We start from the raw sequence: 14,965 nt of genomic DNA on the forward strand, positions 1-14,965 counted from the left end.
GGCAAGCATGAGCAGTCATCACAACGATAAAGCGACCTTTCTTGAGCGCCTGATCTTCAACAACCGCCCGGCAGTGATCGTCATCTGCCTGCTGGTGAGCATTTTCCTGTTCTGGCAGGCGACCTTGATTCGCCCGTCCACCAGCTTTGAAAAGATGATCCCCCTCAAGCACCCCTTCATCGAAAAGATGATGGAGCACCGCAACGACCTGGCCAACCTGGGCAACACCGTGCGTATTTCGGTGGAAGCCAGGGACGGTGACATCTTTACCCAGGCGTACATGGAGACCCTGAGGCAGATCAACGACGAGGTGTTTTACATCTCCGGCGTCGACCGTTCGGGGCTAAAGTCGCTGTGGAGCCCCAGCGTGCGCTGGACCGAAGTGACCGAGGAAGGCTTTGCCGGCGGTGAAGTGATCCCGCAGAGCTACAACGGCTCGCCGCAAAGCCTCGACCAGTTGCGCAACAATGTGCTCAAGTCCGGCCAGGTCGGGCGGCTGGTGTCCAACGACTTCAAGTCGAGCATCGTCGATATCCCGTTGCTGGAGTCCTACCCGGATCCGCAGGACCAGGGCAAGTTGCTGGCCCTGGACTACCGCAAGTTCTCCCATGAGCTTGAAGAAAAAATCCGCGACAAGTTCGAAGCGCAGAACCCCAACGTCAAGATTCATATCGTCGGCTTCGCCAAAAAGGTTGGCGACCTGATCGACGGCCTGGTGATGGTGGTCATGTTTTTCGGCATCGCCTTCGTCATCACCCTGATCCTGCTGCTGTGGTTCACCAACTGCCTGCGCAGCACCATTGCGGTGCTGAGTACCACGCTGGTGGCGGTGGTCTGGCAGCTCGGCCTGATGCACTTCTTCGGCTTCGGGCTCGACCCGTATTCGATGCTGGTGCCGTTCCTGATCTTCGCCATTGGTATTTCCCACGGGGTACAGAAGATCAACGGTATCGCCCTGCAGTCGAGCGAGGCGGACAACGCCCTGACCGCCGCGCGGCGCACCTTCCGACAACTGTTCCTGCCGGGCATGATCGCGATCCTCGCCGACGCGGTCGGCTTTATCACTTTGCTGATCATCGACATCGGCGTGATCCGCGAGCTGGCCATCGGTGCGTCCATCGGCGTGGCGGTGATTGTGTTCACCAACCTGATCCTGCTGCCGGTGGCGATTTCCTATGTGGGCATCAGCCCGCGCGCCATCGCCAAGAGCAAGAAAGACGCGAACCGCGAACACCCGTTCTGGCGCCTGCTGTCGAATTTCGCCAGCCCGAAAGTCGCGCCGGTTTCCATCGCGCTGGCGCTGGTGGCGTTTGGCGGCGGGCTCTGGTACAGCCAGAACCTCAAGATCGGCGACCTGGACCAGGGCGCGCCGGAGCTGCGCCCGGATTCGCGCTACAACAAGGACAACAACTTCATCATCAGCAACTATTCCACCAGCTCCGACGTGCTGGTGGTGATGGTCAAGACGAAAGCCGAAGGCTGCTCGCGCTATGAAGCCATGGCGCCGATCGACCAGTTGATGTGGAAAATGCAGAACACCGAGGGCGTGCAGTCGGCGATCTCGCTGGTGACCGTGTCCAAGCAGATGATCAAGGGCATGAACGAGGGCAACCTGAAATGGGAAACCCTGTCGCGCAACCCCGACGTGCTGAACAACTCCATTGCCCGCGCCGATGGCCTGTACAACAACAACTGCTCCCTGGCCCCGGTGCTGGTGTTCCTCAACGACCACAAGGCCGAGACCCTCGACCGTGCGGTGCATGCGGTGCAGGACTTCGCCAGGGAAAACAACAAGGAAGGCCTGGAATTTATCCTCGCCGCCGGTAACGCCGGGATCGAGGCGGCCACCAACGAGGTGATCAAGGAATCGGAGCTGATTATCCTGATCCTGGTGTACCTGTGCGTGGCCACCATGTGCATGATCACCTTCCGCTCGTGGGCGGCGACCCTGTGCATCGTGCTGCCCCTGGTGCTGACCTCGGTGCTGGGCAACGCGCTGATGGCGTTCATGGGCATCGGCGTCAAGGTCGCGACCTTGCCGGTGGTGGCGTTGGGCGTGGGCATCGGCGTGGACTACGGCATCTACATCTACAGCCGCCTTGAAAGCTTCCTGCGTGCGGGCTTGCCGTTGCAGGAAGCCTATTACCAGACGCTGAAGTCCACCGGTAAAGCCGTGCTGTTCACCGGCCTGTGCCTGGCCATCGGCGTGTGCACCTGGATCTTCTCTGCGATCAAGTTCCAGGCCGACATGGGCCTGATGCTCACCTTCATGCTGCTGTGGAACATGTTCGGTGCGCTATGGCTGCTGCCGGCGCTGGCGCGATTCCTGATCAAGCCCGAGAAGCTGGCGGGGCAGAAGGGTAATTCATTGTTTGCCCATTGAATGGAACGCTGTCACGGGCCTTGCCGGGCGCTGCTGCCCGGCAAGGCCTGGATTCAAGCGGTTGTCATGACCGCTTGGATGGCGTCGGGGCGATCTTCAGGAACACCGCGTCCAGGGGGGCTTCGATCAGCATGTAGATGATTTTGGTCACCGGGCTACTGCCGGGCTCCTTCAGGTTGTTCAAATATTCCTGCACGTGTTTTTTCAGCAGATCCTTCTGGGTGAATTTACGTTGGTCTCGTAGCTTCAAGTGCGCGCGGCTGTAGCCGGCCGGCGGTGTTTTGGCCGTTGGGTAGTGAAAGTGTGCGTACCACAGCACCTGCGGGGGTTTGGTGCGCTTGTCATACACCGCGTATTCGACGAAGAAATCCCCACTGAGGGTGGGCCGATCCGGGTCGGCGGCGCTGGTCAGGTTGATGTCGATTTCACCGTGCTCCCAGAGGTACGTGACGCTTTCCTGGGTCGGCCATTGCAGTTTGTAGGCTTTGCTGCACAGCTGTTGTCCCAGGCGCGTCAAGTCCCTGGCCTGGGCCCGGTACTCATCGATCAGGCCTTGCGCCGAGGGCTTGTCCGAATGGGCGCCGGCCAGCTCATCGGCGAGGGCGGTGAACTTTGCAGCGTGCTTGGTGAGCAGGGCATCCCAGTCGGCCGGGTTGACCTTTTGCCGCGTGGCGGGATCTTCGACTTTCTCACGCTGGGTGTTTATCTCGGCCTCAATGCCGCGGCGCTCGCTGATCAGTTCCTGGCCCTTGCTTCGAAGGGCCGCCAGTGACAACCCCGTCACGGCCGGTGGCGGCTCGGCTTCTTTCTCGGTCGTGTCGACCCAGCCATCCTCATGCTCTTCAAAGGCGGCAAGCACCTCACCGGTCAACGGGTCGGCTATTTGTATTTGTTCGTTGGGAACGCGTCCGCTGGCAGGTTTCACATCGCCAATGAAGTATTCTTTTTTGCGGGTCTTGAACAGCCGCTTTGTCGCTGCCTTGGGGCGCAGGGTTTTCGACACCGGCAGTTCTACCTCCAGTTCCTCCTGCTTGCGCACCACGGTTTCCAATTCGTTCTCGGCCAGGGCCTGGGCGTATTGCAGGCGTTCCAGAAGTCGCGTTGACGCCGCAGAGTCCACGCGTGTGGAATCAAGGCCCTTGAGGGCCTGGAACGTCGTTTCATAGCGCCGATACTTTTCGAGGAGTGACTCGTAGAGATCCCGTTGCTCGTTGAGCGGGTAGTCGTTGCTGCTGCGTACCTCGATATGGGAGAGCGAGGTTTGGTCGAGGTCGAGGTCTTGCAGCCGGTCTGCGTACAGGCGTTCCTGCGGCGAAAGGATAACCTGAGACATATCAATGCTCGCATGCGCCAGCGGCACCAGAGCGTAGAGTTTGAGGTTCGCGGAGAAAAACATCTGGGGCGCGCTGAACTTGTTCAGCCATTGATCACGTTTGGTTCGCCCGGCGGGTGAAAATTTCCCTAGCTGGTCGAGCAAGTCTTCCATCGAGGAGGTGGAGCGGGCCATGCGGTCCCATGTGTCAGCCCTCTCCAAGGATTTAGCGGTGTACTCTTCATAGTTGCTGCGGTCACCCAGGGCTGCTTCGATAATGGCCCTATGTACCATCTGGCGCATAGGTTCACCGGTTCTGGACACCTGGAGACCATTGAGCCACTCGCGTTCATATTCGTAGAGGCGAAGGGCATCCCCCAAGCTGCTCTCGAGTACCTCTTCCATTTTCTGAATGTGGGTGCCCGCACCTGCGACTTTGGTCAGTTCCTCGCCTAGCTTGAATTTCTCCTTGCGGGCGGCCAGCAACTTCGTGGCGCGCTCACTCAAGGTATCCAGCAGAATCCGATACTGGGTGGACCGTCGCTCATAATTCTGTATCTCAGTCTGGTGCCGCGAATCCAGCGCAGCTTTTTGCGCGGGGGTGGCCGCTTCCACGAGCTTCCACACTATCGTGAGTTTCCTGCGCTGCTCAGTAAGGTTCTGGCTGGCAATGGTCATTTGTTCGATGGATTGCTTGACCGGCGGTTCGAGCTCATCGCGGGTGAGAATATCGCTGGCTTGGACACGCGTGAGCAACTCTTGCATCTGCTCTCTGTTTTTCTGGCGCAGGTCGGCCAGTCGCTTCGGGCCACCGCCCAGCAGTTTCAAGCCCCGGTCCAGGCTCCAGTGGCCGCTGCCGTCGGTTTTGATCGGGATTCCCGGATGGTCGATTTTCACCGGGTGAATGATAAACACCTCGCCAAATCCCGGCACGATGCTGATCCGGAACAGTAGGCTGCCTACTGATGCATGCAGCTGCCCGTCGATGCGATACAGGCCTTTATAGGCGCCGATCTCGATGGGCGCCGGTACCGGGTTGGGCCACGGCACGTTATAGCCCAGCAGCTTCTCCAACAGGCGCGCCGAGGCGTTGTCGCCGGCCAGCGAGCGATCGAAGTCCAGCAAGGTCTTGCCCGACCCCGGAGGTTCGGACGGCAGGCCTACCGCGCCGCGCTCGATCACCGTAGTCGTCGCCGGCATCGGGTCGTGCGACGGGCGCCTGAACGGCAACTTGGCGAGCGCCGGTTCGGTATCGATGCTTTCAGTCGGTTGCCGCGCGGGTGGTTCGCCCAATGATTGGTGGTGCATCAGCAACATGCTGATGTTCATCAGCAAATCGATCCAGGCCAGTTCTCGGGCCGTCGGGTCTTTGCTTTCAAGCGCCGGCAGGTCGTGCTTGAGGCTTAGCACCAGCTGCAACAGCCAGCCCACGGCGGCTATCGGTCCGCGTACCGCCATCAACAGCGTGTTGAAGCCCAGTTGCAGGCCTTCGAGGAGCCGCGCCCAGCGGCTTTCATCATTGGACGTGGACGCATTGTCAGCCCGGTCCAGCAATTGCTGGGCATCGCACCCGAAGAGATAGTCCAGCAGCTTGCCGCTGTTTTGTGCGTTGCGTATTTCGATGCCGCTTACATCATCGGCGCCCGTCAGTGTGGCTGGCGTTGGCACTTGGGGCAGAGCGTCGAAGTCCGAGCCTGTGCCAAAGCGCAGGTAGCGTGGCTCTTTGAATCCTCCGTCGTTGTAAATCGATTGAACACTGTCTTTCAGCCAGGTCAGCACGCTGTCTTGCAGCGCGCCAGGGGTGGCGATGGCGGCCAGCAGGTCTGCGCGGCTGGCATATTCGTGCAGTGGGTCCGGATAGGCCGGGCGAAACAGCAGGTGTGGCCCGTGGTCCAGGTTCAGCGGCTCGATGATGAACATGTTCTGCACGACATCGGCGTCGGCCCCTGGTTTACGCAAGAGTGCCAGTGGTCGCATGACGATTTCGTCGCTGCCGACCCAGCGGTCTGCGCGGTCGGCATTGAGCACCGCGCTCACGCAGCGAAATCCACTGTGGGTCAGCCCGGCTTCGCCCTTGATTGCCAGTTCCAGCGCCTGGGTCTTCAGTTGCACAGGGCGCTGCTCACGGAACAGGCGCCGGCGTTTTTGCGCGACTGGGTTGTCGCCCTGCAGTTGCTGGCGAAGGTATTCAGGGTAGTTGTGGCCGACATTGACCCGTTGCACCAGTTGCAGGATGTAATCGGCGGTCAGCCAGTCTTCGAGCTCACGGTCACCGGTGTGGCCCAGTTCCAGGCGACCCTTGGGCGCGCCGGAAAGGTTTTTCAGCGCCAGCTCGACCAGGCTCATGTGCACCTGTTCGATGTAGCCTCCTTCCAGGGAGCCGACGGGAACATGGAACGTCAGCTTCAGGTCGGCGGCCTTGTAACCGCCAGCCAGCGCTTCCTCGCTGCAGCTGCGTTTGCCGTAGAGGTGCTCATTGCGGTCCAGGCACATTTGGTGTTCCAGATGGTTGGCCGCATAGGTCTCAATGGTATCCAGCGGGTCGAGGTCGTGATCGCCGAGGATCTGGCGCTTGATCACCGCTTGCTCAAGCAGGCATTGGTGGTAGGCAAAGCGATCTTGCGGGGTGGCTTGCTTTAGCCAGTCGGGCAAGGCGTCTTCGGTGACGGCACGGGACATGACCGGCACGTCGACCAAATCGCGCGCCGGATCCGTAAGGTCGGTGAAGACCTGCTCCAGCGCCGCCACACTCGAGTTGCCCGGCAAGGGCAGGGCGGCAAGATCCTCCAGGTGCTGGTTGAGGATCAACGCGGCTTGCACCTCGAAGATATCGCCATCGGGCTCGTATTGCCGCCAGGTGATTTTATCGGCGATGAACCGCTCGTTCATGCGCGTACCCCAGGCCAGGCCGAAGGCATCCAGGCTGGCGAAGGATTCAATCCGCCCCGCCAGCCCGCACAGCAGCACCTGTGTGCCACTGACCAACAGAATGTCGCTGGACTGCACGGTCAGGTCGCTGCCGGCGCGTTCCAGCCGCGTTTCCAGGGTATAGGCGTGGATCCGGTTGCCCGGCTCTGGTTGGCGGGCGCGGTTTTCCCGGTCGGGATAGCGGGTCAGCACGCTCAGCATCTGCAAGTGTTGGCTATCGGCGCCCACGTCTTGCACGGCCGCACGACGCATACGGCCCTGTAGCACCTGCGCCAGCCATCTCCAGCGGCTGTTGCCGGCGTTGCTCGATTGCCCCCAGTACGCGGCCAGGGCGTCCTGGAAACCGACGAAAATAATACGCGGCAGTTCCCCGATCAGTTGCGCGATCACCTGCAGGTCATAGTCGCGTGGCTGATCGGTGGTGTAGGTGAGCCGGGTACCGCTGGCGTCGCTGAGGTAGCAGTCCAGCCCGTCGCGTGCTGAAAGGTCGGGGAAGCTCCCTTCTGCGAGGTGGTCCAGCGCAATATCGAGCAGCGGAACGAGTGCGCGGCCGCCACCGGACCGCGGTTGTGCCAGGCGCAGGCTGTCGAGTGGTTGTGTCAGCGGTGGGTATTTTTCGCGCAGGTTATCGGCCAGCATCTTGGCGGTGACCGAGCGTAAGGTCGGGCGCGTGCGAAACTGCGCGGCAACCGATTGCTGGATGGGGTTGGCGGTGGGGGCTTGAGTCGGGTCAGGCATGTGCAGGTTCCTTTGCAGGTGAATAAGGTTTCCTCCACGGTAAAGGCAGGCGCCGCGTGCGGTGTGGTAGCCCGCTATGGCCTGAGATCGCCATGTGTTTAGGCTTGAGCGGTAAACTGACCTATGATTGGCCCTTTGAACCTGATGAAAGACTGTGATGACTAATAATCTGATGACCGTCCTGGCTGGCAGCGACATGCTTGAGGTCGACGGCCTGCACGCCTTCGATTTCACCCTTGATGAGGCGCAGCTTCTGATCACTGCCATGGACGGCCGCGAAAACAAAAACTGGCGTTTCAGCCTGGATCAGGTACGGGCCGCGACGTTCGATGAAACCTTGCACAGCTGGATCATCGCGGATGACTCGGGCGAACACCGCCTTGTGTGCATGAGCGCGATCACCGGCAACAATAACGACGAGGACGAAACGGATGAACATGCGTAAATTCTGGCCCCTGCTGATGGCGGGCAGTGTCGGCGCCATGTCGGTGCAAGCCGCGCCCGCCGACACCTATGAACTGCTGGTAGGCAGCTACACCGCCGGTACCAGCGAAGGCATCTACCGGTTGCAGTTCGACAGCCGCGCCGGGCAGTTCCAAGGCAAGCCGGTGCTGGCGGCAAAGGCGGCGAACCCGTCCTGGCTGACGGTCTCCAAGGACCAGAAGCACTTGTTCGTGGTCAATGAAAACGGCCCGGGCCAGAAGGACCCGGTCGGCCGCGTCAGCAGCTACAGCATCGACCCCCAGACCTTCCAGCTGACCTTGATCAACCAAGTGCAGAGCCTGGGCAATGAGCCGACCCATTCGAGCGTGGCCGGTGATGGCCGTTACCTGTTCGTGGCCAACTATTCGGTGCTGCAGGATCCGGGCGGCAGCCTGGCGATCCTGCCCGTCGACGCCCAGGGCAAGCTGTCGGCGCCGGTGCAGTTGAGCGGGCACCCGGCCAGCGGCGTCAACCCCGAGCGCCAGGCGTCCAACCATGTGCATTCGGTGGTCTCGTCACCGGACGGCAAGTACGTGTTCGTTCAGGACCTGGGGGCCGACAAGATTTTCGCCTACCGCTACGACCCCAAGGCCAATCACGAGCTGCCGCTGACCCCGGCCGACCCGGCCGCCGTGCAGTTGCCACCTGGCAGCGGCCCGCGTCACCTGCTGTTCAGTGCCGACGGCAAGCACGCCTGGCTGACCACTGAAATGAGCGCGCAAGTGGCGGTGTTCGATTACCACGACGGCAAGCTGAGCCAAACCCAGTTGGTGGATTTTGCCGCCGGCCAGCCGGTGTCCGACAAGGCGGGAGCGGCCCTGCATGCGTCAAGCGACGGAAAGTTCCTGTATGTCAGCAACCGTGGCACCACCAACCAGTTGCTGGTATTCAGCATTGACCCGGCCACCGCGCACCTGAAGGAACTGCAACGCCGTTCCGTCGAAGGCGATCACCCGCGTGAATTCAGCCTGGACCCCAGCGGCAAGTTCCTGCTGGTGGCCAACCAGAAAAGCAACGAAATCGTGGTGATCGAGCGCGACCCCAAGACCGGCCTGCTGGGTAAAACCGTGCAGAAACAGCCGATCGATGCGCCCAGCGACCTCAAGTTCCTGGTGCGTCAATAAGCCACAGGCCCCGCTCGGCGGGGCCTGAGCCGTTGTATTAATTGTATTGATAGCGGCTACTGTTTCAAAGCATTTCAAAGGTTCAACCCTCGGGCGTAAGTTGGGTTCCAAGGCCTCCAACGGCTACCCAACCAAACGAACACGAGGGTTACCATCATGAACTTCAATCTTTTCTCGATCATCGCCGCTTCCGCTGTTTCCGCGACCGTTGCACTGCCTGCCGCCGCCAGCGTTGAAGTCACCGGCAAAAAATCCAGCACCAGCGCCTACACCCAGAAATACCTGCAGCAAAGCGCCAATTTCTACGCAGCACTGGATCACAAAATCCAGCACTGAGCATCACGCTACAGAAGCCCTATGTGGGAGGGGGCTTGCTCCCGATAGCAGTTTGTCAGGCACTGCAGGTGTGACTGATGTACCGCTATCGGGAGCAAGCCCCCTCCCACATAGGACCGAGTCGCGATTTATGCTTTTGCCATGATCGATGTAAACAATGGCGACTCCAGAAACCGCTGCAACCACGCCTGTAGCCGTGGATATGGCGTGCCTGCAAACCACTCGCGATCGACATGGGCAAACTGGCGCACGAACGGTGCGACGGCCGCGTCCGCCAGGCTCAGGTGCGCGGCGAGCAAATAGTCACGGTCCGCCAGCAAATCCTCCAGACGCTGCAAGAACACCTCGCCCTCGGCCCGATAATGCACCATCGGCTGTTCCGGGTAGCGCTCGGCGTACTTGTATCGATTCAAGTGATGTTTGAACCCCTGATCATTCTCGGCGATCAACGCCAGCACCGCAGGGTCGCCTTGCAGCAGCCAATCGTCGGGATCGTTTTGCGCCAACGCCCACTGCATGATGTCCAGGCTTTCCTCGATCACCCGACCCTCCACACTCAACACCGGTACCGTGCCCTTGGGCGACAACGCCAGCATTTCGGCCGGCTTGGCCTTGAGGCTCACTTCGACGATGTCTACCGCTACGCCTGCATAGCGCAACGCCAACCGTGCGCGCATTGCATAGGGGCAGCGCCGGAACGAATACAGCAGCACTTCGCTCATTTGACCTCCAGGGTGCTCAAGCCGTTGCCCTGGCGTTTGACCTGGATCTGCACCGGGATGCGCTCGTGCATTTCCTGCACATGGGAAATCACCGCCACCTTGCGGCCCTGGGCCTGCAGGCCGTCGAGGGCGTCCATGGCCAGTTGCAGCGACTCGGGGTCCAGGCTGCCGAAACCTTCGTCGATAAACAGCGACTCGATCTTCAGTGTGCTCGACGCCATCGACGCCAGGCCCAGGGCCAGGGCCAGCGAGACCAGGAACGTCTCGCCACCGGACAACGAATGTACCGAGCGCAATTCATCGCCCATTTCCGTGTCCATCACCAGCAACCCGAGCATGCTGCCGCCGCGTTTGAGGCGATAGCGGCGCACCAGTTGGTGCAATTGCACGTTGGCGTGGTGCACCAACAGGTCGAGGTTGTAGGCCTGGGCGATCTTGCGGAAGGTGTCGCCGGTGGCCGAACCGATCAGCGCACTCAGGCGCGCCCAGCGCTGCCACTCGTCATAGGCCCTGGCGATCTGCTCGGCGAGGGCGTGGTTGGCGTCCTGGCGCCGCTGGTCTTCGGCCTGGCGCGCGCGCAATTCGGCGCAGTGTTTCTCGCTGTCGGCCAGCTGCTGATTGAGCGCGGCGAGGGCGGCGTCCAACTGCTCGGCGTCGAGGTTGCCATTGTGCTGGGCCTGGTGCCCGGCGAGGCGTTCCTCGCGCTCGTGCAGCAGGACCTTGGCCTGTTCCACGGCCTTTTCGCTGTGTTGCACCTGTTGGCGCAGTTGATTGACCTGCGCCTCATCAAAGGCCAGCAGGTGGGCCAGGCCGTCGTCGTCCAGTTCCGGGTGCTGGGCGCGCCATTCGCCCAGGCGCACGTCGAGGCTTAGCTGTTCGGCGGCCAATGCCTGCTGGCGTTCCTGTTGGGCTTTAAGGTCGGCGGTCAGCTGGATGAGGGCATCGTGCAGCGCTTGCAGCTGCTGGTTGGCGTCGACTTCACTTTGGCGTGCCTGGTCCAGCGCCTGGTCCAGTTGCAGTTGCCATTGTTCGGCACTGGCGTGGTCGCCCAGCAGGCCACTGAGTGTTTCCTGCGCGGCCTGTTGCTGCCGGGCCAGATCAGCCACCTGCTGCTGCGCCGCATCCAGTTGCTGCTGGCGATGCTGCTGATGGGTCTGTTCCTTCTCGATGGCCTGCTGGCGCTCGTGCTGCTCAGCCAACTCATCGCGCTGGTGGCTCAATTGGTCGAGGCGCTGGCTGACCTGCTGGTCCAATTGCATGAAGGTCGCCGCCGGTTCGCTGCGTAATCCCTCCAGCGTCTCGGCCGGCAACAGGCCGGCAAAGGCGTTGAGTTCGGCCTCGAGGCGTTCGTGGTCGCTGGCCAGTTCGCGCTGCTGGTCCACCAGCAACTGGCGGGCTTGCTGGCTGGCGTCCTGCGCAGCTTGCAACTGTTGCTGCAAACGCCCGGCGTTTTGCTGCAGGTTGAGCAGGGCGCCTTGGCGCTGTTCATCCTGGCTGATGCTTTGTGTGAGCTGATCGAGTTGCTGGGCCAGCCAGGCGCTGCGTTTGGCGGCATCCTGGTTGAGCAGGGCGGCGGCGAGCGGATGCGCGTGCAGGCTCGGCGTGAGGCCTTGCTGTTGCGTCGCCAGTTGCTCCTGCTGTTGCAGAAACTCCTTTTGCTGGGCGATCAAACCGCCCACTTCGCCACGCAGTTCGGTGAGCCTTTCCTTGAGGCTGTCCACGGCTTTCTGCGCCGTGGCTTCTTCGTTCTCGTCATGCCGGCCGAGGCTCTGCAGCAGCGCTTCAGGCTGGTGATACGGGTGTTCATGGCTGCCGCACACCGGGCACGGCTGGTCATCCTGCAACTGCTCGCGCAACTCCTCGACGCTGGCACTGCGGGCCAGGCGCTGGCGTTCCAGCAACTGCTTGGTCACCGTCAGGGTCTGCTCGGCCACGGCCAGTTCGGCCTTGGTGTGCAGGCCGGTCTGGTTCAGTTGTTCGCGTTGCTGCTGCGCGTGGGCCAGTTTTTGCGTGAGGGTGGCCGCCTGTTGATCCAGCTGCTGCTGGCTGTCCCATAGGCGCGTGAGGTCTTCGAAGGCGCGTTGCTGCTTGCGATTGTCTTGCAACAGGCTGGCGAGCAGCTGGATCTGCTCGGCGACGGCCTGCGGTTCGGCGCCGGCTTCCTGATACAGCAGGTTCAGCGCGTCGCGTTGCTGGGCGAACTGTTCGGCGGCGGCGGTGGCGCGCGCCTCAAGCTGCGCCAGCTCGGCCTGGCCCTTGTTCAGGCGATTGCCGACCAGCACCAACTGCTGCAGGCGGTCGCGGTAGGCGCTCCAGGCATCGCTCAACGGGGCAAGGTCGGCGCTGCGCTCAAGCTCGGCGGCCAGGCGTTGCAGGCGCTCGGCGACCTCGGCCTGTCTGGCTTGCAGGCCCGTGAGCAAGGCCTGGCCTTCGCTGCAGGCGCTTTCGTGCTGCTGCTTGTCCTCGGTGCGCTTGGTCAGCTCTCGGGTCAGGTGGGCGAGGGTGGTCTGTGCGTCGAAGGCTTGGCGCAACAAGGGCGCGGCGTTCGTCTGGTGGTGCTGGGCTTGGGCAAGTGCCGATCGGGCGCTGGCCTGCTGCTGTTGCGCCTGTTCCTGGCGGCTGTGCAGCGCGGTTTGCTGGTCAAGGTGCTGTTGAATCTGCTCGGCGAGCGGGGCCAGCAATGCGTCGAGTTCCGCGCGGCGTACGAAGTAGTGGCGCTGCGGGGCGAGCTGTTCCAGGCGCGTTAAATCCTGGCGTTGCTGGCCTTGGCTGTCCCAGTGTTGTTGGGCGTGTTGCAACTGCTCGGCGGCGCTTTGCTGGCGCTCCTGCCATTCGCCCAGTTCCTTGAGCCAGGTGTGTTGCAGCTCCAGCTGCTTGAGTTGGGCCTGCTGGCTCTTGAGCTGTTGTTGCGCCTGGGCCAGTTGCTGGTCGAGTTCGGCGCGGGCTTCGGGCGCCAGCGGCACCACGCCGGTGGCCTGGTCCTGCAACTGCTTGTGGGCGTCCCTGGCGTCCCTGGCCTTGTCGAAGGCGTGGCGCCCAAGCTGGGTGTAGAGCGCGGTGTCGGTGAGTTTTTCCAGCAGTTCGCTGCGCTCGTTGTCGTTGGCCTTGAGAAAGGCGCTGAACTCGCTCTGCGCCAGCAGCACGGCGCGGGTGAACTGCTCGAAGTTCAGGCCCAGGGCCAGTTCCAGCTGGGTCTTGTATTCGGTTTTCTGGCTGGCCAGCAGTTGCTCGCTGTCCAGGTCGATCAGGCTTTGGCGGCTGGCCTGCAACTTGCCGCTGGCCTTGTCGCGGGCGCGGTTGGCTTCCCAGCGCGCGCGGTAACGGCGGCCGCTGACACCGACGAAATCCACCTCGGCATAGCCGCCGCCGGTACCGCGACGCAGCAGGGTGCGGGCATCGCCGATGGAAATATCGCTGTCGGCGTCCGGCATCTTCGCCTGGCCGGTATCGCCCAGGCGCGGCACCGCACCAAACAACGCCAGGCACAAGGCATCGAGCAAGGTGCTTTTACCGGCGCCGGTGGGCCCGGTGATGGCGAACAGACCGGCGCTGGCCAGCGGTTCGGCGGTGAAGTCGATTTCGAACGGCCCGGCCAGGGAGGCGAGGTTTTTCAGGCGGATCGCGAGGATCTTCATGGCTGTTCGCCCTCCTGTTGCACTTCCTGGAGCAGCACGGCGAAGTCCTTCAAGGTCTGTTCGTCCACTTCGCTGCCGTAGCTGTCCTGCCAGGCGCGGCTGAACAGCTCCTGGGGCGTGAGCTGGTCGAGTTCGACCAGGCGGCCTTCGTCGCCGTCTTCGCGCGGGCCAATGCCTGCGTATTCGGCGGCGATGCGCACCAGGCGCACGGCCTTGCCTTGCAGCGCGGTTTCGATCTGCTGGCGCAGGTCTGGCTGCGGTTCGTCGAGCAGCACCCGCACTTCCAGCCAGGGGTGACGCTGGGTTTCAGCGAGCAGGTCGATGTCGGGCAGCTCGGCCAGGGCCTTGAGAATATCCGCCAGCGGCGCCGCCTCCAGGCGCTGCAGGTTGACCGAGCGCGGAATCAGCAGCGGTTCGACGCTGACCAGCCTTTCGCCCTGAAACAGCACGTCGAGAATTTGGTGCTTGTAGCCGATTTCGGAAAACGACAGCGGAATTGGCGAGCCGCTGTAGCGAATGCGCTCTTCGCCATTCACCTTTTGCGGCTTGTGCAGATGGCCCAGGGCAACGTAGCCGACACTTCTATCGAACAGGCTGGCCGGCAGCGCCTCGGCATTACCGATGATCAGGCTGCGCTCGGAGTCTTCCGACACCGAACCCCCGGCCATGTGCGCATGGCTGATGGCAATCAGCGCCTGGCCTTTGTTGCGCTTGGCGTTGGCGGCGGCAATCAGCCATTCATGCACCTGGCCGATACCGCGCAGGTAGTCATCGCCCAGGTGTGCGCCGGTGACTTCCGCCGGCCGCAGGAAGGGCAGCGCCAGGCACCAGGCGGCGATCTTGCCTTTGGCGTTCGGCAGAGGGATCAGCAGGCGTTCGGCATCCAATTGGCCGTCATCCAGCCACAGCACGCGGCCCAACGCATGGGTGCGCAGACGGCGCATCAGCGGGGCGGGCAGTTCGATGCGCGAACCGGAGTCATGATTGCCGGCAATCATCACAATCGTCAGGTTCGGGTTTTGTTCGTGGGCGCCGATGATGAAGTCATACAGCCGCTCCTGCGCCTTGAGCGGCGGGTTGACCGTGTCGAAGATATCGCCGGCGATCAGCAGCGCATCCGGGCGCTCGGCCTTCAACTGGCCGAGCAGCCATTCAAGGAAACAGGCGTGTTCGAAGTCGCGTTCCTGGCCGTGCAGGTTTTGCCCAAGGTGCCAGTCGGAGGTATGAAACAGACGCAAGGCGAACTCCGTGGAGAAGATGAAAAGGAGGGGAGTTTACCTGTTATGCGAACACGCTGCTTCAGG

The 14,965-nt window shown here is 62.1% G+C and carries 8 protein-coding genes; 4 read left to right on the plus strand and 4 right to left on the minus strand.

Annotated features, from left to right (window positions below):
• The first annotated feature begins 7 nt into the window (after positions 1 to 7).
• Entirely contained in the window at positions 8 to 2,383 is a 2,376-nt protein-coding gene (locus C4J94_RS11965; RefSeq protein ID WP_124386348.1) for an RND family transporter, read from the plus strand.
• A gap of 64 nt (positions 2,384 to 2,447) precedes the next feature.
• Here C4J94_RS11965 and C4J94_RS11970 read toward each other — a convergent pair whose 3' ends face one another.
• On the minus strand, positions 2,448 to 7,361 hold the full coding sequence (locus C4J94_RS11970) for a dermonecrotic toxin domain-containing protein (RefSeq protein ID WP_124386349.1): 4,914 nt from the start codon (positions 7,359 to 7,361) through the stop codon (positions 2,448 to 2,450).
• 157 nt (positions 7,362 to 7,518) lie between these two features.
• Between C4J94_RS11970 and C4J94_RS11975 the strand changes: the two genes are divergently transcribed.
• From C4J94_RS11975 to C4J94_RS11985, 3 genes are all read left to right on the plus strand, one after another.
• The gene (locus C4J94_RS11975) at positions 7,519 to 7,806 is read left to right on the plus strand and encodes a DUF5629 family protein (protein ID WP_124386350.1); all 288 of its coding nucleotides are present in this window, start codon (positions 7,519 to 7,521) and stop codon (positions 7,804 to 7,806) included.
• Positions 7,793 to 8,968, plus strand: a complete 1,176-nt coding sequence (locus C4J94_RS11980) for a lactonase family protein (protein WP_124386351.1) — start codon at positions 7,793 to 7,795, stop codon at positions 8,966 to 8,968. The genes C4J94_RS11975 and C4J94_RS11980 overlap by 14 nt, the downstream gene beginning before the upstream one ends.
• A gap of 156 nt (positions 8,969 to 9,124) precedes the next feature.
• On the plus strand, positions 9,125 to 9,304 hold the full coding sequence (locus C4J94_RS11985; RefSeq protein ID WP_124386352.1) for a hypothetical protein: 180 nt from the start codon (positions 9,125 to 9,127) through the stop codon (positions 9,302 to 9,304).
• A 128-nt stretch (positions 9,305 to 9,432) separates the two neighbouring features.
• Here C4J94_RS11985 and C4J94_RS11990 read toward each other — a convergent pair whose 3' ends face one another.
• The 3 genes from C4J94_RS11990 to C4J94_RS12000 are packed head-to-tail and all read right to left on the minus strand — an operon-like array spanning position 9,433 to position 14,899.
• Entirely contained in the window at positions 9,433 to 10,026 is a 594-nt protein-coding gene (locus tag C4J94_RS11990; protein ID WP_124386353.1) for a glutathione S-transferase, read from the minus strand.
• A complete protein-coding gene (locus C4J94_RS11995; RefSeq protein ID WP_124386354.1) occupies positions 10,023 to 13,661 on the minus strand; it encodes an AAA family ATPase in 3,639 nt (1,212 codons plus the stop codon). Before C4J94_RS11995 ends, C4J94_RS11990 begins: the two co-directional genes overlap by 4 nt.
• A complete protein-coding gene (locus tag C4J94_RS12000) occupies positions 13,658 to 14,899 on the minus strand; it encodes an exonuclease SbcCD subunit D C-terminal domain-containing protein (RefSeq protein WP_124386355.1) in 1,242 nt (413 codons plus the stop codon). Before C4J94_RS12000 ends, C4J94_RS11995 begins: the two co-directional genes overlap by 4 nt.
• Between the last annotated feature and the right edge of the window lie 66 nt (positions 14,900 to 14,965).

The sequence above is a fragment of the Pseudomonas sp. R5-89-07 genome, from assembly GCF_003851685.1.
Taxonomy (GTDB): Bacteria; Pseudomonadota; Gammaproteobacteria; order Pseudomonadales; family Pseudomonadaceae; genus Aquipseudomonas.

Excerpts from the sequence above, each read along its gene's own strand:
- C4J94_RS11965 (WP_124386348.1), top strand. The coding sequence starts at position 8 with ATGAGCAGTCATCACAACGATAAAGCGACCTTTCTTGAGCGCCTGATC.
- C4J94_RS11970 (WP_124386349.1), bottom strand. The coding sequence starts at position 7,361 with ATGCCTGACCCGACTCAAGCCCCCACCGCCAACCCCATCCAGCAATCG.
- C4J94_RS11975 (WP_124386350.1), top strand. The coding sequence starts at position 7,519 with ATGACTAATAATCTGATGACCGTCCTGGCTGGCAGCGACATGCTTGAG.
- C4J94_RS11980 (WP_124386351.1), top strand. The coding sequence starts at position 7,793 with ATGAACATGCGTAAATTCTGGCCCCTGCTGATGGCGGGCAGTGTCGGC.
- C4J94_RS11985 (WP_124386352.1), top strand. The coding sequence starts at position 9,125 with ATGAACTTCAATCTTTTCTCGATCATCGCCGCTTCCGCTGTTTCCGCG.
- C4J94_RS11990 (WP_124386353.1), bottom strand. The coding sequence starts at position 10,026 with ATGAGCGAAGTGCTGCTGTATTCGTTCCGGCGCTGCCCCTATGCAATG.
- C4J94_RS11995 (WP_124386354.1), bottom strand. The coding sequence starts at position 13,661 with ATGAAGATCCTCGCGATCCGCCTGAAAAACCTCGCCTCCCTGGCCGGG.